This is a genomic window from Vibrio sp. 10N.222.47.A9 (assembly GCF_963872585.1).
Classification (GTDB): domain Bacteria; phylum Pseudomonadota; class Gammaproteobacteria; order Enterobacterales; family Vibrionaceae; genus Vibrio; species Vibrio splendidus.
In genome coordinates this window covers 18265-42025 of the sequence record NZ_CAWNBB010000041.1, presented here as the reverse complement: position 1 = coordinate 42025, position 23761 = coordinate 18265, and the positions used below count along the sequence as shown (strand labels likewise).

Below are 23761 nucleotides of genomic sequence, written 5' to 3'. Positions count from 1 at the left end.
AAAATGAAAGGTAATGATTCTATGGCAAGTGTAGGTCTCTTCTTTGGTAGCGATACAGGTAACACTGAAGCTGTTGCTAAGATGATTCAAAAGCAATTGGGCAAGCAGCTCGTTCAAGTTCAAGACATTGCAAAAAGCAGCAAAGAAGATATCGATAACTTCGATCTACTGCTGCTTGGTATCCCTACGTGGTACTACGGCGAAGCACAATGTGATTGGGACGACTTTTTCCCTGAGCTAGAAGCTATTGATTTTTCAACTAAGCTTGTTGCTATCTTTGGTTGTGGCGACCAAGAAGATTACGCAGAATACTTCTGTGATGCTATGGGTACTATCCGTGACATCGTTGAAGCGAAAGGCGGTACTATCCTAGGTCACACATCAACTGAAAGCTACGAATTCGAAGCATCGAAAGGCTTAGTTGAAGGCGATGACAGCCAATTCGTTGGTCTATGTATCGATGAAGACCGTCAACCTGAGCTAACTGATGAGCGTGTATCTAACTGGGTTAAACAAATCCACGAAGAAATGTGCCTAGCAGAGCTAGAAGACTAATTCTCTAGCGATTGTTAATTGTTACAATTAATGACCGATATGTAGATATGAAAAAACCTCCTTATAGGAGGTTTTTTGCTATTTAATGTTCACCAATCAACATTCAGCTTCTAATGCTTCGTCATCATCTCTAAATTGTGGTTTCTTTCTCACATACAGGGTTCGCTGAATTTCTGACACTACATTCCCCTGCTTATCTTTAACGTGGATAATAAATTCGGGGAAACACTTCTCACCAAGCTGTGTCTGACGATAGATATCATCCAATTGCCCTTGGCTTATCTCAAAATCTGCATACAAGTCAGATTGACCCGGCTTGATAAAGTTAATACTCGCCTCTTTATCCCAAACATAATACCGCTCACCTAAAATTCCTATTAACATCAAAGAGTAAACTGGATCGGTAAGAGAAAAGATACTGCCGCCATATTGAGTACGATTGGCGTTCTTATTCCACCAGCGCAGCTTTAGTATCGTCTTAACAACCCTAAAGTCAGGGCTAATGTGAGCGATTCGAATTCCCGATCCCCAAAAAGGAGGCCAAATATTGAGAGCAAATTTTACAATGTTGGGTTTATATATTTTTGCGAGTTGCTTATTCATAACAACATTCCATGTTCATATCAGAAACACCGTCAGCTTGACTGGTCGTACCTCCACTATAAGTGAGATACTTCCAATTTACAAAACAGATTGTGATGTCAGTAAGTAACCCTTTGAAGTTCGTGGTTTATTGTTATGCCTGACTAAACTATAATGGTATTAATATTGAATTCTGTTAATTGCTGCAGATCATCAACAGGAAAGTATATGTCAGACAATAATCAAGCGCTAAAAGATGCTGGTCTTAAAGTGACCCTCCCACGGCTCAAAATTTTAGAAGTATTACAACAACCAGACTGCCAACATATTAGTGCTGAAGATTTATATAAAAAGCTGATCGACTTAGGTGAAGAGATAGGTCTTGCGACCGTTTATCGCGTACTGAACCAATTCGATGATGCTGGCATTGTAACTCGCCACCACTTCGAAGGCGGCAAGTCTGTATTTGAACTTTCAACACAGCATCACCACGATCACCTAGTATGTTTAGACTGCGGTGAAGTTATCGAATTCTCTGATGATCTTATCGAAGAAAGACAAAAAGAAATCGCTCAACGCTACAACGTACAGTTAACTAACCACAGTTTATATCTGTATGGTAAAAGCATCACTGGGGATTGCAAAGGCAACCCAGACGCGCATAAAGCGAAGAAGTAACACAGAACGCTGGCTTAGGCCGGCGTTTTTTATTTGGGCTGATACCGTATTAAGAATCACAGTAACTTGGCCCACAATTTGGTTATTTCCCAGACACAAAAAAACCGGCTCTAAGCCGGTTTTTTATTAAGCGTATCTTGAGAAACTAAGCTTTAAGACACTAAGCTTGGAAAAACAGAGCTGAGAAAAACAAAGCCATTAAGCTTCAGTTTTACCCCAAGTATCACGTAGGCCAACCGTACGGTTGAATACTAGCGCGTCTGCTTTCGAGTCTTTCGAATCTACGCAGAAGTAGCCTGTACGTTCAAACTGATACGCTTGCTCTGCCACACCTTCTGCTAGGCTAGGTTCAACAAACCCGTTTAGCGTAACAAGTGATTCAGGGTTAAGCGTTGCAGCGAAATCATCAGCAGCGGCTGGGTTTGCCACTGTGAATAGACGATCGTACAAACGAATCTCAGCAGGTAGCGCTTTATCAGCTGATACCCAGTGGATAACACCTTTCACTTTACGGCCATCTGCTGGGTTCTTACCGAGTGTTTCGTTATCGTAAGAACAGAAGATAGTCGTAATGTTGCCTTCTGCATCTTTTTCGATACGTTCAGCTTTGATCACGTAAGCACCACGTAGACGAACTTCTTTGCCAAGAACCAAACGCTTGTATTTCTTGTTTGCTTCTTCACGGAAGTCGTCACGCTCAATCCAAACTTCGCGTGTAAATGGAACTTCACGAGTACCCATTTCTGGCTTGTTCGGGTGGTTTGCCACTGTCAGTGTTTCTACCGTATCAGCATCGTAGTTTTCAATCACGACCTTGATCGGATCAAGAACAGCCATTGCACGAGGTGCATTTTCGTTCAGATCATCGCGGATACAAGATTCAAGTGAACCGAACTCAATCATGTTCTCTTGCTTAGTCACACCAATACGCTTACAGAATTCACGGATAGAGCTTGAAGTGAAACCACGACGACGTAAACCAGAGATAGTTGGCATACGTGGATCGTCCCAACCTTCAACTAGGTTTTCAACCACAAGTTGGTTCAGCTTACGCTTCGACATTACCGTGTATTCAAGATTCAGTCGGCTAAACTCGTATTGACGAGGTTGACAATCAATCGTGATGTTATCTAGAACCCAATCATACAAACGACGGTTGTCTTGGAACTCAAGTGTACAGATAGAGTGCGTAATGCCTTCTAACGCATCAGAAATACAGTGTGTGAAATCGTACATTGGATAAATGCACCATTTGTCTGCAGTCTGATGGTGGTGAGCAAAACGAACACGGTAGATCACTGGATCGCGCATAACCATGAAAGATGAGCTCATGTCGATCTTAGCACGTAAACATGCTTTGCCTTCTTCGAAGCCACCGTCACGCATTTTTTCAAACAACGCTAGGTTTTCTTCAGGGCTGCGATCACGATATGGGCTCGCTTTACCAGGCTCTTTTAACGTGCCACGGTATTCACGGATCTGCTCAGGACTTAGCTCGTCAACATACGCTAAGCCTTTATTAATTAATTCCACAGCATAAGCGTAAAGCGTATCGAAGTAGTTTGATGAGTAACAAATATCACCCGACCATTCGAAGCCTAACCAGCTTACATCATTCTTAATTGACTCAACGTATTCAACGTCTTCTTTTTCAGGGTTTGTATCATCGAAACGAAGATTACATTGTCCCTGGTAGTCCTGAGCAATACCAAAGTTCAAGCAAATAGATTTAGCGTGACCAATGTGCAGGTAGCCATTTGGCTCCGGCGGGAAACGAGTATGCACGCTACTGTGTGTACCATCCGCTAAATCTTTATCGATAATTTGGCGAATGAAATTCGATGGACGAGCCTCAGCTTCACTCATCTATAGCACCTCTATGTATTTAGTATTGTCAGAGAAAGTTATCTTTCATATCCGAGACAAAGGCCGCTTTTGCTGCCTATCAAAGATAGAAAGATCATTGTTGCTAATCATCCACAATTCTTCGCCTTTGCACAATAAGAACCATCAGTTAATTGTGATTATTTCTGCTATTCGATGAAGAATAGAACGAACCTTGCTCACTGGCTGTAAATGACAAGTACAAAAAAGCCTCCCGTGTGGGAGGCTTTCAATTTGAAACTTACTTAAGAGCCGTTGTTACGTCTTAATAAGTACTTCCCTTACTATGGAAGTTTTACATCAGATAGGTCTTCACCTGCACCGATAGCTTTCATTTCGCCAGCGACGATTTCAGCTAGTGGGCCTAGGATAACCTGTAGGTTGTTCTCACCTAGTTTAACCACACCTTTAGCGCCAAGTTTCTTAAGAACAACTTCATCAGCGATAGAGCGGTCTTTAAGCGTTAGACGTAGACGAGTGATACAAGCATCGATTGAAGTCAGGTTTTCGTGACCACCTAGAGCTTTCAGGTATTGACGAGCAACGTCACCTTTTGGAGCGTCACCAGCAGGAGCTGCTGCAGCTTCGTCATCATCTTCACGACCTGGCGATTTCAAGTTGAAAGCGCGGATTGCGAAAGAGAAAGTGAAGAAGTATAGAGCACCGAATGCTAAGCCAATCAATAGTAGAGTGAATGGTTTAGTTGCTAGACCCCAGTTCAGTACGAAGTCGATTAGACCAGCAGAGAAACCGAAACCGTGCAGAGTACCAAACATGTTTGCCACTACTAGAGACAGACCTGTAAATACCGCGTGCATTGCGTATAGAGCAGGAGCTAGGAATACGAACATGAATTCTAGCGGCTCTGTGATACCTGTTAGGAATGAACAGAATGCAACTGAGAACAATGCGCCACCAACTTGGCTACGTTTTTCAGCAGGAGCAGCTAGGTACATTGCAAGTGCAGCACCTGGTAGACCGAACATCATTACTGGGAAGAAACCGTTCATGAATACGCCAGCGCCTTTATCGCCACCGAAGAAACGGTGTAGGTCGCCAGATTTAACTGTTTCAGTCACTTCTTTAACAACAGTAGTAATCTCTGGAGTTACTGAGTTAGCGAATGTGAATGTATGCTCTTGACCAACAACTAGAGTTTTAGCCAGTGCAGGGTCAACACAAAGTTGAGTGATGTTAGCGAATGCGCCTTGACCAGCCACGATGATTTCTTGACACGTACCCATACCGAACCAGAAGTATGAGTTCAATACGTGGTGTAGACCTACAGGGATTAGTGCACGGTTAAGAGTACCGTAAACGAATTGGCCAACAGCACCAGACGTTGATACCGCGTGAGCTAGTGCATCTAGACCAGATTGAATACCAGGCCAAACCACACCAGACACAGCACCTGCAACAAGTGCAAATAGACCGGCCATGATAGGTACTAAACGTTTACCCGCGAAGAAAGCCAGCCACTCAGGAAGGCGTGTTGCATGGAAAGCGTTGTAAGAGTGACCTGCGATGATACCTGCGAAGATACCGCCGAAGAATGACATGTTAACGTCTGCGTTAATTGTCGTTGCTGTTGCTGTTAGTACGAAGTAAGCAACTGCACCAGCAAGACCCGCTGCGCCGTTACCGTCTTTAGAAAGACCAATCGCGATACCTAGACCAAATAGCAATGGTAGGTTACCGAAGATAGCACCACCAGCTTCTGCCATGAATGGAATATCAAGTAGATCGCCTTGACCTAAACGTAAAAGAAGCGCCGCAATCGGAAGCGTTGCGATTGGTAGCATTAACGCCTTACCAAGCTTCTGTGCATATCCTAGAATATTCACCAGTTGTTTCCCCCTATAGGATTTTTTAGAATTCGTTTGAGAAACTTATTTTAGTCGCTCAATTTAGTCCTATTCAGTGTATTCAATTAATTTTGCTCCGCAAATTAAAACCTTACCATTTGTGATCGTAATCACCAGTTTTTACCAAATCCAGAGGTTTTTGCTAGCGAGATCATAAAACTTATTTTATCATTCAAAAAAATGAACGTTTATAGATAAAATCTAAACCTAATCATTAGACAAAATGATGCTATCTCTGGGTTTACACTGTCCAATAAATAATCATTAAAAGTGAACCTAAATGTATATCGATAATCAATTGTTCTTATACTTTTCAACAACTTAAATCGCTTCCCGTTTTGAAGCCGTTTGCCCATAAAAGATAAATCGTTACGTAAATGATGCTCGCAAACTAAGTCCACATTTAGGTAACGAACAAATTTTAAAGATCTCACGAAATAAGGATTAGCTGACTATGTACGCGCTAAGTAACTGTAAAATTTACACTGGTAGTGATGTTCTAACCGATCATGCTGTTGTAATCGAAAACGAACTGATCAAAAAAGTCTGTCCTATCTCTGAATTACCAGAAGGAATCGAAGTTCGCGACCTAAACGGAGCAAACCTAAGCCCAGGCTTCATTGACCTACAATTGAATGGTTGTGGCGGTGTAATGCTTAACGATGAGATCACTGCAGACACAATGCAGATCATGCACAAAGCAAACCTTAAATCTGGCTGTACTAGCTTCCTGCCAACGCTAATCACTTCTTCTGACGAAGACATGCGCGCGGTTATTACCGCAGCTCGTGAATATCACAACCAATACCAAAACCAATCTCTTGGCCTACACCTTGAAGGTCCGTATTTAAACGTTGCGAAAAAAGGCATTCACAGCGTCGATCACATTCGTAAATCAGACAGCGAAATGATTGAGCTTATCTGTGAGAACAATGACCTTGTTGCAAAAGTAACATTGGCTCCAGAACTCAACGACCCAGAACACATTGAGCGTCTGCGCAAAGCTGGTGTGGTTGTTTCGATTGGTCATACGAATGCAACGTACGCAGAAGCGCGTCAAGGTTTTGAGTCAGGCATTACATTTGCCACTCACCTGTTCAACGCGATGACACCAATGGTTGGTCGTGAACCTGGCGTTGTTGGCGCGATTTACGATACACCTGAGGTTTATGCTGGCATTATTGCCGATGGCTTCCACGTTGATTACGCAAACATCAGAATTGCGCATAAAATCAAGGGAGAAAAGTTGGTATTAGTGACGGATGCCACAGCTCCTGCAGGTGCTGACATGGAATACTTTATTTTTGTCGGTAAGAAAGTATATTACCGTGATGGTAAGTGTGTTGATGAAAACGGCACACTGGGCGGCTCAGCTCTGACTATGATTGAAGCAGTTCAGAATACAGTTGAGCACGCCGGTATCGCTTTAGACGAAGCTCTTCGCATGGCTACGCTATACCCAGCTACGGCTATCGGTGTAGAAAGCAAGCTAGGTCGAATCAAAAAAGGCATGGTTGCAAACCTAGCTGTATTTGACCGAGACTTTAACGTTAAAGCGACTGTTGTTAACGGACAATACGAGCACAATTAAGTATGAATGGCGGACAAATAGGTAACGTAGACTTAGTTAAACAACTAAACAGTGCGGCGGTATACCGACTTATAGACCAACAAGGGCCTATCAGTCGTATACAAGTGGCTGATGTAAGCCAACTCGCACCGGCAAGTGTTACAAAAATTACCCGCCAACTTTTAGAGCGCGGCCTAATTAAAGAGGTTGCGCAGCAAGCGTCTACTGGCGGTAGACGCGCTATCTCCCTAACCACAGAAGTAGAGCCTTTTCACTCTGTCGCTGTGCGCTTGGGTCGAGACTACATTCAAATAAGCCTGCATGACCTTGGCGGTCGTGAGCTGGCTTTCCAACAGCAAGACCTGAATTACTCAGACCAATCAGACCTCACCCAAGGCTTGGTCAATAACTTGAAGGCTTTCATTGCTGAACACCAACCAAAGATCGACCAACTGATTGCCATTGGTGTCACTCTTCCAGGCTTGGTTAACCCAACGACAGGTGTCGTTGAGTACATGCCAAATACAGACATCGATAACCTTGCGTTAAGCGACATTATTCGCGACACATTCCATGTTGCTTGTTTTGTTGGTAATGACGTTCGAGGAATGGCGCTTGCTGAGCACTACTTCGGTGCAAGTAAAGACAGCCAAGATTCTATTTTGGTTAGCGTTCACCGTGGTACTGGTGCTGGTATTATTGTTAATGGTCAGGTTTTTCTTGGCCATAACCGCAACGTGGGTGAAATTGGTCATATCCAAATTGATCCACTTGGCGAGCAATGCCAATGCGGTAATTTCGGTTGTCTTGAAACCGTAGCGGCAAACCCTGCCATTGTTGAACGTGTCCAAAAGCTAATTAAGCAAGGTTATGAGTCCTCGCTAACAGAGATTGAACACATTACCATTCAAGATGTATGTGACCATGCTATCAATGGCGACGAACTGGCTAAGCAAAGTTTGGTTCGAGTAGGTAATCAACTGGGTAAAGCTATCGCAATGACGATTAACTTGTTTAATCCTCAAAAAGTTATCATTGCTGGTGATATTACAAAGGCACAAGAGATTGTTTTCCCTGCAATTAAGCGCAATGTAGAGAATCAGTCGTTAACGGCTTTCCATAGCGGCCTGCCTATTGTAGCATCACAGATCGATAAACATCCTACGATGGGAGCTTTTGCCATGATTAAGCGCGCCATGCTCAACGGTGTGTTACTTCAAAAGCTTCTTGAAGACTAAAGAAAAACAACTCTGATTTTCCGCGGGCCGTGTTTGTATAAACACGGCCCGTTTTTTTAAGCTAGGGAACTACTACTACAAGTTATGGAACTTATATTAATATCCACTGCGTTTATTGCAGGATTTATTGCTTTAAAGTGTCACCTTCCCCCATTGGTCGGCTTTTTGGTCGCTGGTTTTGGGCTCTTTGCTCTGGGTTTTGAAACCAATGACACCATCATTACCTTGGCAGACCTTGGTGTCACCCTGCTTCTATTTACGATTGGCTTAAAGCTCGATATCAAAACCCTGCTCTCTAAAGAGATCTGGGCTGGCGCAACAATCCACAACCTTTTATCCACTCTGTTTTTTGCGGTCGCCCTGTTTGGTTTTAAATTCCTAGGTATTTCCTCGTTGGCAGCCATGTCAATAGAACAGATTGTTCTACTCGGTTTTGCCCTTTCATTCTCTAGTACCGTATTCGCAGTTAAGTCTCTGCAAGAAAAAGGGGAAATGAATGCGACCTATGGAACATTAGCGATCGGTATTCTGGTCATGCAGGATATCTTTGCCGTGGTCTTCTTAACGGCATCGACAGGCAAAATTCCAGAGTGGTATGCCATCGCACTGTTCGCTTTGCCATTCTGTCGTCCATTGTTCTACAAAGTCCTCGACTGGGTTGGTCACGGCGAAATGTTGGTGCTGTTCGGCATTTTCTTCGCATTGGTCGTCGGTGCAGGCTTGTTCCAGTTTGTAGGGGTTAAACCAGATCTAGGTGCTCTGATCTTAGGTATGTTGTTAGCCGGTCACCCAAAAGCTTCAGAGCTGTCGAAATCGCTGTTTAACCTCAAAGAGCTTTTCCTTGTCTGCTTCTTCTTGAATATTGGATTATCCGAGCAACCTACCATTCAAGGCTTTATGCTCGCCATCTTATTCTTGCTGTTGCTGCCAGTGAAAGGCGTGCTTTACTTCTTGGTACTCAACCGCTTCAAATTCCGTGTTCGAACCTCTCTACTCGCCTCTCTATCACTATTTAACTACAGTGAATTTGGTCTTATCGTCGGTGGTCTTGCCTTTAAGATGGGGTGGATGTCTGGCGATATATTAGTAGCGGTGGCAATTGCGGTTTCGTTATCGTTCTTAATCGCTGCTCCTTTAAACAAAGCGGGTCATAAGCTTTATCAACAGTCAGGTAAGTGGCTCAAAGAGCACGCTGCTGAAAAGCTTCACCAACGTGATAAACGAATAGATCCTGGTCGCGCACAAGTGCTTATTCTTGGTATGGGGCGCATTGGTACCGGCGCCTACGATGAATTGCGTTCTCGCTATGGCAAGGTTAGCTTAGGTGTCGAAGTTCGTGAAGAAGCCGCACACAACCATAGAAGCCTTGGAAGAAACGTTATTTCTGGCGATGCAACTGACCCAGATTTCTGGGAGCGTATCTTAGATACAGCAAACGTGAAGCTAGTGATCTTGGCGATGCCTCATCACCAAGGTAATCAAACAGCCTTAGAACAGCTAAAATCACGTAATTTTAAAGGTCAAATCGCAGCCATTGCTGAATACTCCGACCAGCTAGAAACATTGAAAGAGAATGGTGTCGATGCAGCATTCAACATCTACAGTGAAGCTGGTAGTGGTTTTGCTCGACACGTATGTGAGCAATTAAACCCTAACATCAATAAGATCTAATCCTAAACATTGTCTAGTTAACCTCTCAAAATTGCTGTTCTTTTACACTTTTGAGAGGTTTTTGTTTAAAAAACCAACCGCAATTAGACACCACTCACCAAAACCACCTTAAAATTAGATAATTTCTAACATAAACCCCTTTATATTATTTTTTTGCTCACATTCGGTTGCTTTTTTTAGCCAGAATGGCAAATTGAATACAGTTGATTTAGAAATTATTTAAAAGGAAGTTCTATGTGTTCAGTATTTGGCATTCTCGACATTAAAAGTGATGCCGCAGCACTTCGCCCTATTGCTTTAGAAATGTCTAAAAAGCTTCGTCACCGTGGCCCAGACTGGTCTGGTATCTATGCTGGTGAAAAAGCAATTCTTGCGCACGAGCGTTTGGCTATCGTTGGTCTTAACAGTGGTGCACAACCACTATACAGCCAAGATAAAAAGCACATTCTTGCAGTGAATGGCGAAATTTATAACCACAAAGAACTTCGTGCACGCTATGAAGATAAGTACCAGTTCCAGACTGACTCTGACTGTGAAGTTATCCTAGCGTTATACCAAGAAATGGGCGCGGACCTTTTAGAAGAACTTAACGGTATTTTCGCATTCGTTTTATACGACGAAGAGAAAGACGAGTACCTAGTCGGCCGTGACCATATTGGTATCATCCCGCTTTACCAAGGCTACGACGAGCACGGCAACTACTACGTTGCTTCAGAGATGAAAGCACTCGTTGAAGTATGCAAGACGATCAGTGAGTTCCCTCCTGGTAGCTTCTATTCTTCGAAAGATGCAGAGCCTCAACGCTACTACATCCGCGATTGGAATGAATACGCTGCGGTACAAGGTAACAGCACAAGTAAAGAAGAACTGACTGAAGCGCTAGAAGCTGCAGTTAAACGTCAACTAATGACAGATGTACCTTATGGTGTACTTCTATCTGGTGGTCTTGATTCTTCAATCACTTCAGCAGTCGCTAAACGTTTTGCTGCAATGCGTATCGAAGACGATGAGCAATCAGAAGCTTGGTGGCCACAACTGCACTCATTCGCAGTAGGTCTAGAAAACGCGCCTGATCTGATCGCTGCTCGTGAAGTTGCTGATAAGATTGGTACCGTACACCACGAGATGACTTACACCATTCAGGAAGGCTTAGATGCAATCCGTGATGTTATCTACCACATTGAAACTTACGATGTAACGACGATTCGTGCTTCAACGCCGATGTACTTGCTTGCTCGTAAGATCAAGGCAATGGGTATCAAAATGGTACTGTCTGGTGAAGGTGCTGATGAGATCTTTGGTGGCTACCTGTACTTCCATAAAGCGCCAAACGCAAAAGAGTTCCACGAAGAAACCGTGCGTAAACTTCTTGCTCTAAGCATGTTTGACTGTGCTCGCGCCAATAAATCTCTTGCGGCATGGGGTGTTGAAGGTCGTGTTCCATTCTTGGACAAAGAGTTCATCGATGTAGCAATGCGTTTGAACCCTGAAGATAAGATGTGTGGTAACGGTAAAATGGAGAAACACATTCTACGTGAGTGTTTTGAAGACTACCTACCAGATTCAATTGCATGGCGTCAAAAAGAGCAGTTCTCTGATGGTGTTGGCTACGATTGGATTGACACATTAAAAGCAACGGCTGAAGAAAAAGTAACGGATCAACAAATGGAAGCTGCGAAGTTCCGTTTCCCTTACAACACGCCAACAACCAAAGAAGGTTATGCTTACCGTGAAATTTTTGAGGAGCTATTCCCTCTAGAATCAGCGGCAGAATGTGTACCTGGTGGTCCTTCAGTTGCTTGTTCATCAGCGAAAGCGATTGAGTGGGATGAGTCATTCAAAAACTGTGTCGACCCATCAGGTCGTGCAGTACAAGCCGTTCACAACGATGCTTACAACGCTTAGCGCGTTTTGAACAAATCCTAAAGACTAAAAAGGCGCATTATGCGCCTTTTTGTTTTAAGCCTATTTTTTGCTTTGTATTACTGCACTTATGCGTGAGCTTGTAGTGCTTCGTTCTCAATACTGATCGGAACCACTTTGCTGATCATTTTTACCAGCATAATAGATCGAGCTTCACCATCTTTCTGATGGAAAATAGCTTCAACCCCAGCAAACTGACCACTATTGATCTTGACCACTTGCCCTGATTCAAACTCAACACAGCACTCTTCAGGTTCATCTTCGCAACACTTCTCAAACTCTTTCAGTTCATACACTAAGTCGCCTTGGACTTCATGTGGCCTTGCTCCAAACTTAATAAAGTCGACAACGCCACGAGTCGAACGAACTGTCGTAAAACTAGGGCCTTGCTCATAATCAAAGCGAACAAAGATATAAGACGGGAACAGCGGTTCTTTGACCTGCTTCTCTTTCCCTCTCACGACCTTCTTGACATCGATTTGAGGATAAAAGCACTCTACCCCCTGGTTTTCTAGGTGCTGTTGAGCGCGTTTTTGATCACCACGCTTACAGTAAAGTAAATACCAACGTTTCATTTTACTAGCCATTTTCTATTTTGGGACATATTACCACAAGCCTAAAACCGTTAATCACCGTTAATAAAATGAATCCTGATAAGCAATAAATTATGCGTAACAGACCAACTTATCAACAAAAAGCCATAGGGACAAAAAGTGGTTAAGCATTGTACAGGGAACATTTACAGATAAAAAGATGCATTATTGTAAGGCTATGTATGCGACACACAAAAGGAACGCGATACCATTTAAACCCAGAAACCATCCAACAAACCAATCAATTCGACGGTTAGCATTCGATAATTCTTTTAAAAAGAACACTATGCGCTCAACTCAAAACTGGAAAATTAGTTTGCAGCACGCATTATCTGGGCAACATTATCAATAAAACCCATTATTTTCATAAACTTATAAAAAACCAGTTATCGTGACCATAAAAGACGCCTATTGCAGATGGTTATTCCACTCTGTATACATAAGGAACTATAAAATCTTTTAATACCTAAAATTAGTAAAACTTATGCCAAGCAATCACAACATCTTTGGCCACCCTAGAGGCCTATTTCTACTTTTTAGCACAGAGCTATGGGAACGTTTCTCCTACTATGCAATGCGTGCGATCCTTGTTTTATTTCTTACCGATACCACTATCAATGGTGGCCTTGGTTGGTCAACAAAAGATGCCCTCGATCTTTATGGTATCTATACTGGTTTAGTCTATATCACGCCATTAATCGGCGGCTGGCTTGCCGATAACTACTTAGGACAACGTAAATCGATCCTAGTGGGCGGTGTATTAATGGCATTAGGCCAATTTACACTTGCTCTTCCTAACGGCGCTATTGGCTTAGACCAAGTAAATGCTCTTTATCTAGGTTTAGCACTGCTTATCAGTGGTAACGGTATGTTTAAACCAAACATCTCGACCATGGTTGGCGACCTATACCAAGAAGGCGATAACCGACGTGACGGCGCTTTCACCATTTTCTACATGGGCATCAACTTAGGCGCGCTACTGGGTGGCTTAATTTCAGGTGCTGCAGTCGATTCATTCGGCTGGAAAGCTGGCTTCCTAGCCGCTGGTATCGGTATGGTTATTAGCTTAGTTATGCAATTGACGATGGCTCAGTCATGGTTAGGCAACATTGGCTCAGTACCTGCAGCTGCACGTGCGAAAGCGCTGAACAAATCGAAAGAGAAAACACCACTGACCAAAGAAGAGTTCGACAGACTAAAAGTTATTCTTGTTATGGGTCTGTTCGTAATCGTTTTCTGGGCTGGCTTTGAACAAGCTGGCGGTTTGATGAACATCTACACTCAACAATATACTGACCGTATGATTGGTGGCTTTGAAGTTCCTGCAGCTTGGTTCCAATCTCTGAACCCATTTTTCATCATTACACTTGCACCAATCATTGCTGCATTTTGGGTCAAGCTTGGTAAGCGTGAACCAAACTCGCCAGTGAAATTTGCGATGGCGTTGTTTTTCTTAGCACTAGGCTTTGTGTGCATGATGGGCGCAGTAATGGAGCAAGGTGGCGACCTAACAGTGAAAACATCAATGCTGTGGCTAGTCGGTGCTTTCTTCTTCCATACTCTTGGTGAGCTTTGTCTATCTCCTATTGGCCTGTCGTTGGTCACTAAGTTAGCTCCGCTTCGTCTAGCATCGTTAATGATGGGTGCATGGTTTGGTTTCAATGCTGTCGCAAACTACGTAGCTGGCCTTGTGGGTTCTCACGTTGGTGAGCTTGGCGCAATGTCTATCTTCGGTGGTATCGCAATTACAGCGACAATAAGTGGCGTCTTACTGCTTCTTTGTGCTGGCAAGCTTGTATCATGGATGCATGGTGTAGAAACCAACATGACGCTTGAAGCAGAACCAAAAGCAGAAACTTCGGTCGCTTAATAGCTAGATCGATTTCAAGAAGAAACATCAAGATCAAAAAGGGCTGCTCAATGAGCAGCCCTTTTGTTATTTATTCTATTGGCATATCAGTTAGCGATGAAGTGCCACTAGCTCAGCCATCATATCGATGTGTGAGTCTCTGTCATTAAGACACATAATGTAGCTAAAGTCTGAGCCACCAGCATCAATGAACGTCTCTTTACATTGGTCAGAAATCTCTTCCAACGTTTCCAAACAGTCAACCGAGAACGCAGGAGCCATGATATCAATCTTCTTGATGCCCTTACTCGGCAGTGATTCAAGTGTCTCGTCAGTATAAGGCTTCAACCACTCTTCTCGACCAAATCGAGATTGGTATGTCATGGTGATATCGTCCGCTGATAAGCCTAACTCAGCAGCAAGTAATTTTGTCGTCGCTTCACAATGCTGAGGGTAGATGTCACCTTCATCAGCGAGTCGCTTCGGAATACCGTGGAAGGAACACACTAAATGATCACCTCTGCCATTTTTATCCCAATGGCTACGAACACTTTCAGCCAATGCTTTTGCGTAGCTTGGGTGAGCGTAGTAGTCGCGAATAAAGCGATAGCTCGGAATCACAGGCATTTGCTTAAAGGCTTTGGTTAAACCATCAGAAACAGCCGCTGTGGTTGTACCTGAGTACTGAGGATATAAAGGCAGGACGATAATGTCTTCAACGCCCTGCTCCATCAGTTGCTCGACCCCCGCCTTAAGGCTTGGGTTGCCATAGGTCATACCCAGCGCTACGGGCATCTCTAATTTTTTCTGGAGCTTGTCGGCTTGTCTTTGAGAATATACAAGCAGTGGTGAGCCTTCATCCATCCAAACAGACTGATACAGCCTAGCCACTTTCGGCGCTCTAATCGGTAAGATCACCCCATGTAAAATAGGACACCAAAGCCAACGCGTTAGATTTACGACTCGCTTATCGTGTAAGAATTCACTCAAAAATCGACGAACGCCAGCCGGGGTCGCCGAATCTGGTGTTCCTAAGTTCACCAGTAAAACGCCCTGCTTTTTATTATTTTCCATAGATACCTGAGACCAATGTGTGATTTTCTGGAACGTAATATACTAATCGGCATAAGTTTAAGATCATTGTTGTGCCACTAAATTTAAGAATAATCGTTCTTAACCTGGGTTATCACAACATCACCTTGAGCGTTAGCCTCGCGAATCTAAGCCGCACCGCGAAAACAGTACACAATCGATTTATCTAGATTGGTATATTACTAAAAATTGAAACAAAAAAAGCGACCTTAACGGTCGCTTCCAATATATCAAATTCTAAAACTGGCTGTTAGCCAATTATGCTAGTGCTTTCTCAAGTTCTGCACTAACTTCAGCAACTTGCTTAGTACCATCAAATTTAAGGTACTTAGTGTTACCTGCTTCTGCTTCCTTACCGTAGTAAGAAATAAGCGGAGCCGTTTGATCGTGGTATACGCCTAGACGTGCACGAACTGTTTCTTCTTTGTCGTCATCACGTACAACAAGCTCTTCGCCAGTGATGTCATCTTTACCTTCTTCTTTAGGTGGGTTGTACACACTGTGGTATGTACGACCAGAAGGAAGGTGAGCACGACGACCAGCCATACGCTCAACAATCACATCGTCAGCTACGTCGAATTCAACAACGTAATCAACAGCAATACCCATTTCTTTTAGGCCATCCGCTTGTGGGATTGTGCGTGGGAAACCGTCTAGTAGGAAACCTTTCTCACAGTCATCTTGAGCGATACGCTCTTTGATAAGACCAAGGATAATTTCATCAGAAACTAGCTGACCAGCGTCGATTACTGATTTTGCTTGCTTACCAAGCTCAGTACCCGCTTTGATAGCAGCACGTAGCATGTCACCAGTTGAAATTTGAGGGATACCAAATTTGTTCATGATGAAGTTAGCTTGAGTACCTTTACCCGCGCCAGGAGCACCTAGAAGAATGATGCGCATGTTTAATCCTCTTATAAAAATTATGATTTATACCGAAGCTCACTATCCCGCCTTTCTGGTTTAATTTAGGTCAAACAAGAGAGGTTAGGTAACAACTGAGGCTAAGCACAACTGTAAACAGAAGCAAAACGGTAAGTTTCGGTATAACGTTTAAAAATCATACAACTGGAGACGATAGGTTCATAGTACCAGCTGATTAGGTCGAGCATTCTATCACATTAATATTCAATTTGGCTGAAATTAAGACTAAAGAATGTATCGACAGCGTTCGCGTTCGTCTTGTTAGCAACTTTAGCGACATTTCGATGAAGTTAAGCGACGTTCATAAAAAAAGCCCGCATTCGCGAGCTTTTATTCATAATTATGGGCTTAGCCCAAAGTCGAAAGACTAACGTTTTGTCAGTAGTTCGTTGATTGCACCTAAGAATTGTGACGGATCTTCCATTGAGCCCTTTTCAGCCAGCATAGCCTGGCCAAGTAATAGCTCAACCCAGCGACCAAACGCTTGTTCGTCCGCTTCATCAGCCATCTGCTTAACTAGCGCATGTTCAGGGTTAATCTCAAAGATGTACTTCACCTCAGGAGCAGCTTGACCCGCAGCTTCAAGAAGCTTAGCCATTTGAGTGCCCATCTCGAAATCATCGGTAACAACAACAGCAGGCGTAGTTGCTAGCTTGAATGTCGTGCGAACCTCTTTAACACGATCACCTAGGTAAGATTGAGTGCGCTCAACAACAGATTTGAACTCTTCTTCTGCCTCTTTTTGCTTCTCTTTCTCTTCTTCGCCTTCGAATTTGCTTAGGTCTAAGCCCGCTTTAGTGATCGATTGGAACTGCTTACCATCAAAATCAGTCAGGTAGTTCATTACGTACTCATCAATACGATCGTACATTAGAACCACTTCGATACCTTTTGCTTTGAACTGCTCCAAATGCGGGCTGTTCTTAGCGGCAGCGTAGTTATCTGCTGTTAGGTAATAAATCTTGTCTTGACCTTCCTTCATACGTTCAACGTAAGACACTAGGCTGATAGCTTGGTCAGCAGAGTCAACTTCCGTTGATGAGAAGCGAAGTAAACCAGCAATTTTTTCTTTGTTCGCCATGTCTTCCGCTGGGCCTTCTTTCAGTACAAGGCCAAACTCTTTCCAAAACTCTAGGTACTTATCGTTGTCATTCTTCGCCATGCGCTCAAGCATAGTCAGGACACGCTTGGTACATGCGCCACGAAGAGACTGAGTTACCTTATTATCTTGCAGGATTTCACGAGACACGTTCAGTGGTAGATCGTTTGAGTCAATCAAGCCGCGAACGAAACGCATGTAAGATGGCATGAACTGCTCTGCATCATCCATGATGAATACTCGCTGTACATAAAGCTTAAGGCCGCTCTTATGGTCACGATTCATCATATCCCAAGGTGCTTTAGCTGGGATGTAAAGTAGGCTTGTGTAGTCGTTCTTACCTTCAACTTTGTTATGGCTCCACGTTAGTGGATCAGCAAAGTCGTGAGATACGTGCTTGTAAAACTCTTGGTACTCTTCTTTCTCGATATCAGACTTGTTACGAGTCCAAAGCGCTTGAGCCTTGTTAATCTGTTCCCAATGTTTCTCTTCGGTGTCTTTACCTTCGTCATCTTTAACCGCAGTTAAGATAGAAACAGGGATACCGATGTGATCAGAGTATTTACCAATGACTTCACGCAGACGCCATTCATTTAGGAATTCTTTACCGTCTTCGCGCATATGAAGAATGATATCAGTACCACGAGACTCTTTAGTGATGTCTTCGATGGTGTAATCACCTTCCCCTGCAGAGTGCCACTGAACAGCTTCATTACTCGCTAGACCTGCTGCACGTGTGCGAACCGTTACCGCGTCTGCAACGATGAATGCAGAATAGAAACCAACACCAAATTGACCAATCAATTGAGAGTCTTTGCTTTGGTCTTCAGACAGCTTTGAGAAAAAGTCTGCAGTACCCGATTTAGCAATCGTACCTAAATGCTCAATAACGTTGTCGCGGCTCATGCCGATGCCGTTATCAGAAATCGTTAAAGTATTGGTTTCAGCGCTAAAAGATAATTTTACGCCTAGGTCTGCATCACCTTGGTAAAGGTCACCGTTTGACAAGGCTTGGAAGCGAAGCTTATCAGCCGCGTCAGATGCGTTAGAGATCAGCTCACGTAGGAAGATTTCTTTATTTGAATACAGTGAGTGAATCATTAGGTGAAGTAGTTGTTTTACTTCAGATTGAAAGCCACGAGTCTCTTTATTTTGCGTTGCTGTTTCGCTCATTTTTACTCCAAAACATCTATACTTTATGTTGAATACCATAGGGGCGTAACACTTGATGCCACTCTTATGTTCATTAACATGAGGATGACAAATGTAAATTCAAGGTCAAAAATCATAAAAACACTGTTTTTTTGATCTGTTTTTATTATCCTTGAGCCTGATAAATATAAAAGAACATAAAAGAAGCCATGATTTGGTGAAGAATTAACGGAACTTCACCTGAGATTTGTCTATTTCGCACTCAAAATCATCCAAAATAGAAGAATTCAATGAGCAATATCGGCACAAAGTTTATTCTCGCACAGCGGTTCGTATTCGATCCAAATAGCAATTCACTTGTTGACCAAATGAGCGACGGCGAAGTCGTGCGCCTTGGCAGCAATGAAAGCCGCATTCTCCTGATGCTGTCAGAAAGACCCAATGAAGTTATCACTCGTAATGAATTGCACGAGTATGTTTGGCGAGATCAAGGCTTTGAGGTTGATGACTCAAGCTTAACGCAAGCAGTTTCGACCCTGAGAAAGATGCTCAAGGACTCAACCAAATCTCCAGAATTCGTAAAAACGGTACCTAAACGCGGTTACCAATTTATTGCAACCGTTGAACGCTCTGCACCACTTTCATCAAATGATCAGCCAGCAGCGGCTGAAATTGCAGAAAATGACGTAGAACCTATCTTAACGTTTGCAACGCCTACAATGACCGAAGAAGCAATGACTGAAGCTGTCGAGCTCGAGTCAATTACAAAGTTTCAAGAAACCAAAGTTGAAGTGGAACCAGCAACAACACCAACTGCTACCCCGGTTAAAAGCACCAATAAGTGGTTAGCGTTTTCGTTATTGCTTGCGGCTTTCATCATGCCAATTCTGGTTTTAACGTTTACTAACCCCGCAGAATCCGAGTTCAGAACATTGACTGAAGTGGATGGTGTAAAGATTCAAACCCCAATCAATCATCCTGATCTCAGTAGTTGGCTACCTGCGATAGAGAAGTGTGTATTGCGCTACAACACCAATCACACTGGTATGTTGAAACCGACTGAGGTGATTGCAACAGGCGGACAAACCAACAACCTTGCCCTCAACTACATTCACCCGCAAGATTACTCTAGCGAAAATGTAACCCTAAGAATTTACGCAAACCAGTCGGATGTAAACGACATTTGTAACGGCGGTCAGTAACATGAAATTAAAAGTATCGATTATTTTACTGGTTCTATCTGCATTCTTAAGTGGTTGGTTATATTGGGGCAGCGACGCAAAAGTAGAGCGCTTACTCACTCAGCATGAGTGGCAATCGAAAATGGTGACTCTGATTAGCGACAACAAGCAAGCTGATGCAATCGGCCCGCTGCGTAGAGTTGAACTATCATCGAATGCGAAATACCTACCAAATGGTACGTACCTGAGAATGTCAGTGGTTAGGCTGTACAGCACTCAAACTGCACCTGCGAATGTGATCAACATATCAGAAACAGGTCAGTGGGATATTAACGATAACTATTTACTGATTTCGCCAACGGAGTTTAAAGATGTAACTTCGGCTGAGCGCCAAGACTTTTCGGAAGAGCAACTCGAGCTTATCACTCAAGTGATTAAGATGGATGCAGAGCAAAGCCGACGCATTGATATTATTAATCAGAAAGCACTGCTGCTCACTAGCTTAAATCACGGTTCTACCGTTTTGTTCTCAAACTAAAACTCTGCAGTTATTTTTGTATAAAAATAGCTGAATACCATTAAACGGTAAACCAATAGATAAGGGGCATGATGCCCCTTTTTTTGTTAGCCGTTGGTATCAAATTACGGATGTAGCATTTTAAGGATTAACTATGAATACGGATCAACCAAATCTGACGCCAGCTAAAGAGACAGCAACAAAAGCGACAATCGCAATACACTATTGCCGTCAGTGTAATTGGATGCTTCGTTCTAGTTGGTTATGCCAAGAGCTGCTGCATACCTTTAGCGAAGAAATTGAACAAGTGAGCTTGCATCCAGACACCGGAGGCAGGTTCGAAATCTTTTGTAATGGTGTGCAGATTTGGGAAAGAAAAGCGGATGAAGGTTTTCCAGAAGCGAAAGTTCTGAAGCAAAGAGTGCGAAACATCATTGCTCCAGACAGGGACCTCGGCCACGTAGACTCAAAGTGAGCCTTTTCTAACTCCGCCGATTGAGTTTATTTAAAGCTCGCCACTCACAATTACGTCACCTTCAAGGCTAATGACTTTAAAGGTATTATTTTCATAGATGCCATGGCTCGCTGCGTGACCATCTCGTGGGAATGTCACCGAACTAGGGTTAAAGATAAAGATATCATCTTGGTATTCGGCAACTGGAATATGGGTATGCCCATGGGCAATAATATCACCCGCTTTTAGTGCTGGTCGTTTAGTGGTGTTATACAAATGACCATGAGTTAGAAAGATACGCTGACCTGATTCCAATAACACCCATGAGTAATCCATCATCATTGGAAAAGACAACAGCATTTGATCCACTTCACTGTCGCAGTTACCACGAACGGCGATGATCTCTTGAGAAAACGCATTCAACTTCTCTGCAACCGCCGGTGGATTGTATCCTTCTGGAATCGGATTTCTTGGCCCATGATTCAGAATGTCACCCAATAGCACTAAATATTGCGCACCAGATGCTTGGTAGAGTTCTAATACCTTTTCTGTTGCTGGCAGCGAACCGTGTAGGTCTGAAGCAAAAAATAATTTCACACGTACTTCTCCATAAAATTTATGAGCCTATTGTACGTATCTAAATGCTACACGTCATCTCTCGCCATACCGTTGATCACGATATTATTGTAACTAACCATACCGACTATCTTGTGATCACGAACTACTGGCGCGCGACTGATACCAAAGCGTTCAAACAGGCGAGCGCAATACTTTACGTTCATCTCAGCAGACACGCTTAGCGCTGGCTTGGTCATGATTTCATAAACATTAGTTCGCTTCGGAGATCGATTTTTAGCCAACACTTTCTTTGCTATATCATTCATCAACACGATACCGTACTCGTCATCCTCGTGGCGTTTATCGACAATGATTGCTTTCACTTTGTGCTTCTTAGCCATCTCTATCGCTTCTAACACCGTAGTTAGCCCATCGATAATCACATACGTATTGGCCATGACATCGCCTACTCGGATCTTTTCACTGGTACTCATAGCTCATCCTCCACAACCTTTGTTAACGTCTCAACTTGATGCGCAACGCCGACTGCATCTTCCACATCTATCTGTACTGCAATACCCTGTCCCGATTCTTGGTCAAACTCCCCCACCTCACTAATTCTTTCAAGAATATGCCTTGCTAGATGCTCCTCAACGACAAACAGCAGCACATCTTTTTGCACCTCTAATGTTAATCCGAAGAAGGTGCGCTTTTGGTTTAAGCCCTGCCCTCTGGCATTATTAATCACGGTTGCTCCGGTTGCGCCCGCATCACGCGCGGCATCGAGCACAATGTCGGTTTTGCTCTCTTCTACAAACGCTAGGATAAGTTTAAAGCGCATCTTTGCTCTCCTTAGAGGTGTGTAAACGGTTTAACCATTGGGTTATTTGGGCGTAGCTCATCACCGAAATGATGGGGAACAAACTCGCAAAGGCGATTAAGCCGAAACCGTCTATTACTGGATTTCGTCCCGGTACAGTTGAAGCAAGCCCTAATCCAAGAGCCGTCACTAAAGGTACAGTCACGGTAGATGTCGTAACCCCGCCTGAATCGTAGGCCAATGGAATGATCAATTTGGGGGCGTAAAAGGTTTGAATCACCACAATGACATAGCCACAAATAATGTAGTAATGGATAGGATCGCCCGCAACAATACGGTAGCTACCCAATGAGATACCGATGGCAACGCCTAATGCCACAGCGATTCTCAGTCCGTTAACACTGATACTGCCACCGGATACTTGGTTTGCCTTAATCGCTACAGCAATCAAAGAAGGCTCGGCTATCGTGGTACTAAAACCAATACAAAACGCAAACAGGTAAACCCAGTAATAATCAAACCAAGCCAATGAAAGACCAGAGCTGATCTTAAACTCAGTCAAAAAGCTTGGTTCGGTGAGTTGCATTGCCATCGTCTCCCCTAGAGGGAATAACGCGAGCTCCAACCCCATCAAAAAGAGTGATAAGCCAAGAATGACGTAAAAGAAACCGATGAGCACTTTGGCAAGGTTATTGACAGGCTTACGCAGTACCGCTAACTGAAAACCGAAGATGATCACCGCAATCGGAATCACATCCATCACAGTGCCTAGAAAGGTGTCGATAAATTGCTGCACACTGATCATGTCACCACCATCCCGTACACCATGACAAACATCATCGGCAGCAGTGAAGCAAACGCGATCAATCCAAAGCCATCAATCATAGGATTTCGTCCTTTAATCGCCGAGGCTAAACCCACCCCTAATGCGGTCACTAACGGAACGGTGATCGTCGATGTTGTGACACCGCCAGAGTCGTACGCAATCCCAATAATGTTTTCCGGGGCAAATGCAGTGAGCACCACCACTCCAATATAACCTCCGATGATCATGTACTGGATTGGCCAACCTTTTAAGATCCGAAGTACTCCTAATAGAATGGCAATACCGACCGATAACGCCACGGTGAAGCGCAGGCCATCGGCATATTGTTCCCTTTCATCTAAAGAGTTGGGAATAACACCACCTTCAGCTGCAACTTCTGCTGCTTCAGCAGCCACTGCGGTTAACGCGGGTTCGGCAATGGTGGTACCAAAACCTAAACAGAAAGCGAAGGTCAATAACCAGACCACACTTCCCTTGCGGGCAAATGCTTGCGCCATCGATTCGCCAATCGGGAACAACCCCATTTCAAGGCCAAAGATAAAGAAAGTCAGCCCAAAGACCACCAACCCTAAGCCGGTTAGAATAGACAAAAGATGAGGGAGTGGTTCTTGCAGGACGACAAGTTGGAAGAAAGCAATCACCGCCACGATCGGCAAGAGATCCCTTAGGCTACCTAACATGGCTCGAAACAAAGCAAGCACTGCCGTCATCGCAACTCCTTGTGACTGAA

22 protein-coding genes are annotated in these 23761 nt (G+C 43.6%); 10 read left to right on the top strand and 12 right to left on the bottom strand.

Annotated features, from left to right (window positions below; translation table 11 throughout):
* Nucleotides 1–21: 21 nt before the first annotated feature.
* On the top strand, nucleotides 22–555 hold the full coding sequence (gene fldA / locus AACT19_RS12335) for a flavodoxin FldA (protein ID WP_004734224.1): 534 nt from the start codon (nucleotides 22–24) through the stop codon (nucleotides 553–555).
* Nucleotides 556–651: 96 nt separating this feature from the next.
* Here the strand turns inward: fldA and AACT19_RS12330 are convergent, their stop codons facing one another.
* Nucleotides 652–1158, bottom strand: a complete 507-nt coding sequence (locus AACT19_RS12330; RefSeq protein ID WP_076646486.1) for a DUF4442 domain-containing protein — start codon at nucleotides 1156–1158, stop codon at nucleotides 652–654.
* Nucleotides 1159–1365: 207 nt separating this feature from the next.
* Here AACT19_RS12330 and fcrX point away from each other — a divergent pair, with 207 nt between their 5' ends.
* Nucleotides 1366–1815 carry a ferric iron uptake transcriptional regulator FcrX gene (fcrX, locus tag AACT19_RS12325; protein WP_004734226.1) on the top strand — a complete coding sequence of 150 codons (450 nt, stop codon included), beginning with the start codon at nucleotides 1366–1368 and terminating at the stop codon, nucleotides 1813–1815.
* 198 nt (nucleotides 1816–2013) lie between these two features.
* Here fcrX and glnS read toward each other — a convergent pair whose 3' ends face one another.
* Together glnS and nagE are read right to left on the bottom strand one after the other, a co-directional pair.
* The gene (glnS, locus tag AACT19_RS12320; protein ID WP_017085952.1) at nucleotides 2014–3681 is read right to left on the bottom strand and encodes a glutamine--tRNA ligase; all 1668 of its coding nucleotides are present in this window, start codon (nucleotides 3679–3681) and stop codon (nucleotides 2014–2016) included.
* 302 nt (nucleotides 3682–3983) lie between these two features.
* Nucleotides 3984–5543 carry an N-acetylglucosamine-specific PTS transporter subunit IIBC gene (nagE, locus tag AACT19_RS12315; protein ID WP_017079465.1) on the bottom strand — a complete coding sequence of 520 codons (1560 nt, stop codon included), beginning with the start codon at nucleotides 5541–5543 and terminating at the stop codon, nucleotides 3984–3986.
* Nucleotides 5544–6018: 475 nt separating this feature from the next.
* On the opposite strand from nagE, the gene nagA reads away from it, so the two are divergent.
* The 4 genes from nagA to asnB all read left to right on the top strand — a co-directional run bounded on the left by nagA (nucleotide 6019) and on the right by asnB (nucleotide 11948).
* Nucleotides 6019–7155 (top strand): N-acetylglucosamine-6-phosphate deacetylase, encoded by a 1137-nt coding sequence (gene nagA, locus AACT19_RS12310; RefSeq protein ID WP_017079464.1) that lies wholly within the window; start codon nucleotides 6019–6021, stop codon nucleotides 7153–7155.
* A gap of 2 nt (nucleotides 7156–7157) precedes the next feature.
* Nucleotides 7158–8372 (top strand): DNA-binding transcriptional regulator NagC, encoded by a 1215-nt coding sequence (gene nagC, locus AACT19_RS12305; protein WP_004734232.1) that lies wholly within the window; start codon nucleotides 7158–7160, stop codon nucleotides 8370–8372.
* 84 nt (nucleotides 8373–8456) lie between these two features.
* Nucleotides 8457–10043 (top strand): cation:proton antiporter family protein, encoded by a 1587-nt coding sequence (locus tag AACT19_RS12300; RefSeq protein WP_017079462.1) that lies wholly within the window; start codon nucleotides 8457–8459, stop codon nucleotides 10041–10043.
* 234 nt (nucleotides 10044–10277) lie between these two features.
* Complete coding sequence (asnB, locus tag AACT19_RS12295) at nucleotides 10278–11948, top strand: asparagine synthase B (RefSeq protein WP_017079461.1); 1671 nt, start codon at nucleotides 10278–10280, stop codon at nucleotides 11946–11948.
* A gap of 86 nt (nucleotides 11949–12034) precedes the next feature.
* Here the strand turns inward: asnB and rfaH are convergent, their stop codons facing one another.
* Nucleotides 12035–12541, bottom strand: coding sequence for a transcription/translation regulatory transformer protein RfaH (rfaH, locus tag AACT19_RS12290; protein WP_004734235.1), 507 nt, complete (start codon nucleotides 12539–12541; stop codon nucleotides 12035–12037).
* Nucleotides 12542–13043: 502 nt separating this feature from the next.
* Here rfaH and AACT19_RS12285 point away from each other — a divergent pair.
* Entirely contained in the window at nucleotides 13044–14429 is a 1386-nt protein-coding gene (locus AACT19_RS12285; RefSeq protein WP_004734236.1) for a peptide MFS transporter, read from the top strand.
* Nucleotides 14430–14519: 90 nt separating this feature from the next.
* Here the strand turns inward: AACT19_RS12285 and hemH are convergent, their stop codons facing one another.
* The 3 genes from hemH to htpG form a co-directional block, all read right to left on the bottom strand.
* Nucleotides 14520–15482 carry a ferrochelatase gene (gene hemH, locus AACT19_RS12280; RefSeq protein WP_076646484.1) on the bottom strand — a complete coding sequence of 321 codons (963 nt, stop codon included), beginning with the start codon at nucleotides 15480–15482 and terminating at the stop codon, nucleotides 14520–14522.
* A gap of 276 nt (nucleotides 15483–15758) precedes the next feature.
* Nucleotides 15759–16403 carry an adenylate kinase gene (gene adk / locus AACT19_RS12275; protein ID WP_004734238.1) on the bottom strand — a complete coding sequence of 215 codons (645 nt, stop codon included), beginning with the start codon at nucleotides 16401–16403 and terminating at the stop codon, nucleotides 15759–15761.
* A 388-nt stretch (nucleotides 16404–16791) separates the two neighbouring features.
* Nucleotides 16792–18696, bottom strand: a complete 1905-nt coding sequence (htpG, locus tag AACT19_RS12270) for a molecular chaperone HtpG (protein ID WP_004734239.1) — start codon at nucleotides 18694–18696, stop codon at nucleotides 16792–16794.
* Nucleotides 18697–18965: 269 nt separating this feature from the next.
* Here htpG and AACT19_RS12265 point away from each other — a divergent pair, with 269 nt between their 5' ends.
* The 3 genes from AACT19_RS12265 (at nucleotide 18966) to AACT19_RS12255 (ending at nucleotide 20848) form a co-directional block, all read left to right on the top strand.
* A complete protein-coding gene (locus AACT19_RS12265) occupies nucleotides 18966–19877 on the top strand; it encodes a transcriptional regulator (RefSeq protein ID WP_076646482.1) in 912 nt (303 codons plus the stop codon).
* Nucleotide 19878: 1 nt separating this feature from the next.
* A complete protein-coding gene (locus tag AACT19_RS12260; protein ID WP_004734241.1) occupies nucleotides 19879–20394 on the top strand; it encodes a regulatory protein ToxS in 516 nt (171 codons plus the stop codon).
* A 133-nt stretch (nucleotides 20395–20527) separates the two neighbouring features.
* Nucleotides 20528–20848 carry a SelT/SelW/SelH family protein gene (locus AACT19_RS12255; RefSeq protein WP_004734242.1) on the top strand — a complete coding sequence of 107 codons (321 nt, stop codon included), beginning with the start codon at nucleotides 20528–20530 and terminating at the stop codon, nucleotides 20846–20848.
* Between the two features lie 30 nt (nucleotides 20849–20878).
* Here the strand turns inward: AACT19_RS12255 and yfcE are convergent, their stop codons facing one another.
* Genes yfcE through AACT19_RS12230 form a run of 5 tightly spaced genes read right to left on the bottom strand, consistent with a single transcriptional unit; the run spans nucleotide 20879 to nucleotide 23741 of the window.
* The gene (gene yfcE / locus AACT19_RS12250) at nucleotides 20879–21424 is read right to left on the bottom strand and encodes a phosphodiesterase (RefSeq protein WP_004734243.1); all 546 of its coding nucleotides are present in this window, start codon (nucleotides 21422–21424) and stop codon (nucleotides 20879–20881) included.
* A gap of 47 nt (nucleotides 21425–21471) precedes the next feature.
* Entirely contained in the window at nucleotides 21472–21879 is a 408-nt protein-coding gene (locus AACT19_RS12245; protein WP_076646480.1) for a CBS domain-containing protein, read from the bottom strand.
* Complete coding sequence (locus AACT19_RS12240) at nucleotides 21876–22226, bottom strand: P-II family nitrogen regulator (RefSeq protein WP_004734245.1); 351 nt, start codon at nucleotides 22224–22226, stop codon at nucleotides 21876–21878. Before AACT19_RS12240 ends, AACT19_RS12245 begins: the two co-directional genes overlap by 4 nt.
* A complete protein-coding gene (locus tag AACT19_RS12235) occupies nucleotides 22216–23010 on the bottom strand; it encodes a DUF1538 domain-containing protein (RefSeq protein ID WP_017090179.1) in 795 nt (264 codons plus the stop codon). Before AACT19_RS12235 ends, AACT19_RS12240 begins: the two co-directional genes overlap by 11 nt.
* Complete coding sequence (locus AACT19_RS12230) at nucleotides 23007–23741, bottom strand: DUF1538 domain-containing protein (protein WP_076646478.1); 735 nt, start codon at nucleotides 23739–23741, stop codon at nucleotides 23007–23009. Before AACT19_RS12230 ends, AACT19_RS12235 begins: the two co-directional genes overlap by 4 nt.
* Nucleotides 23742–23761: the final 20 nt, after the last annotated feature.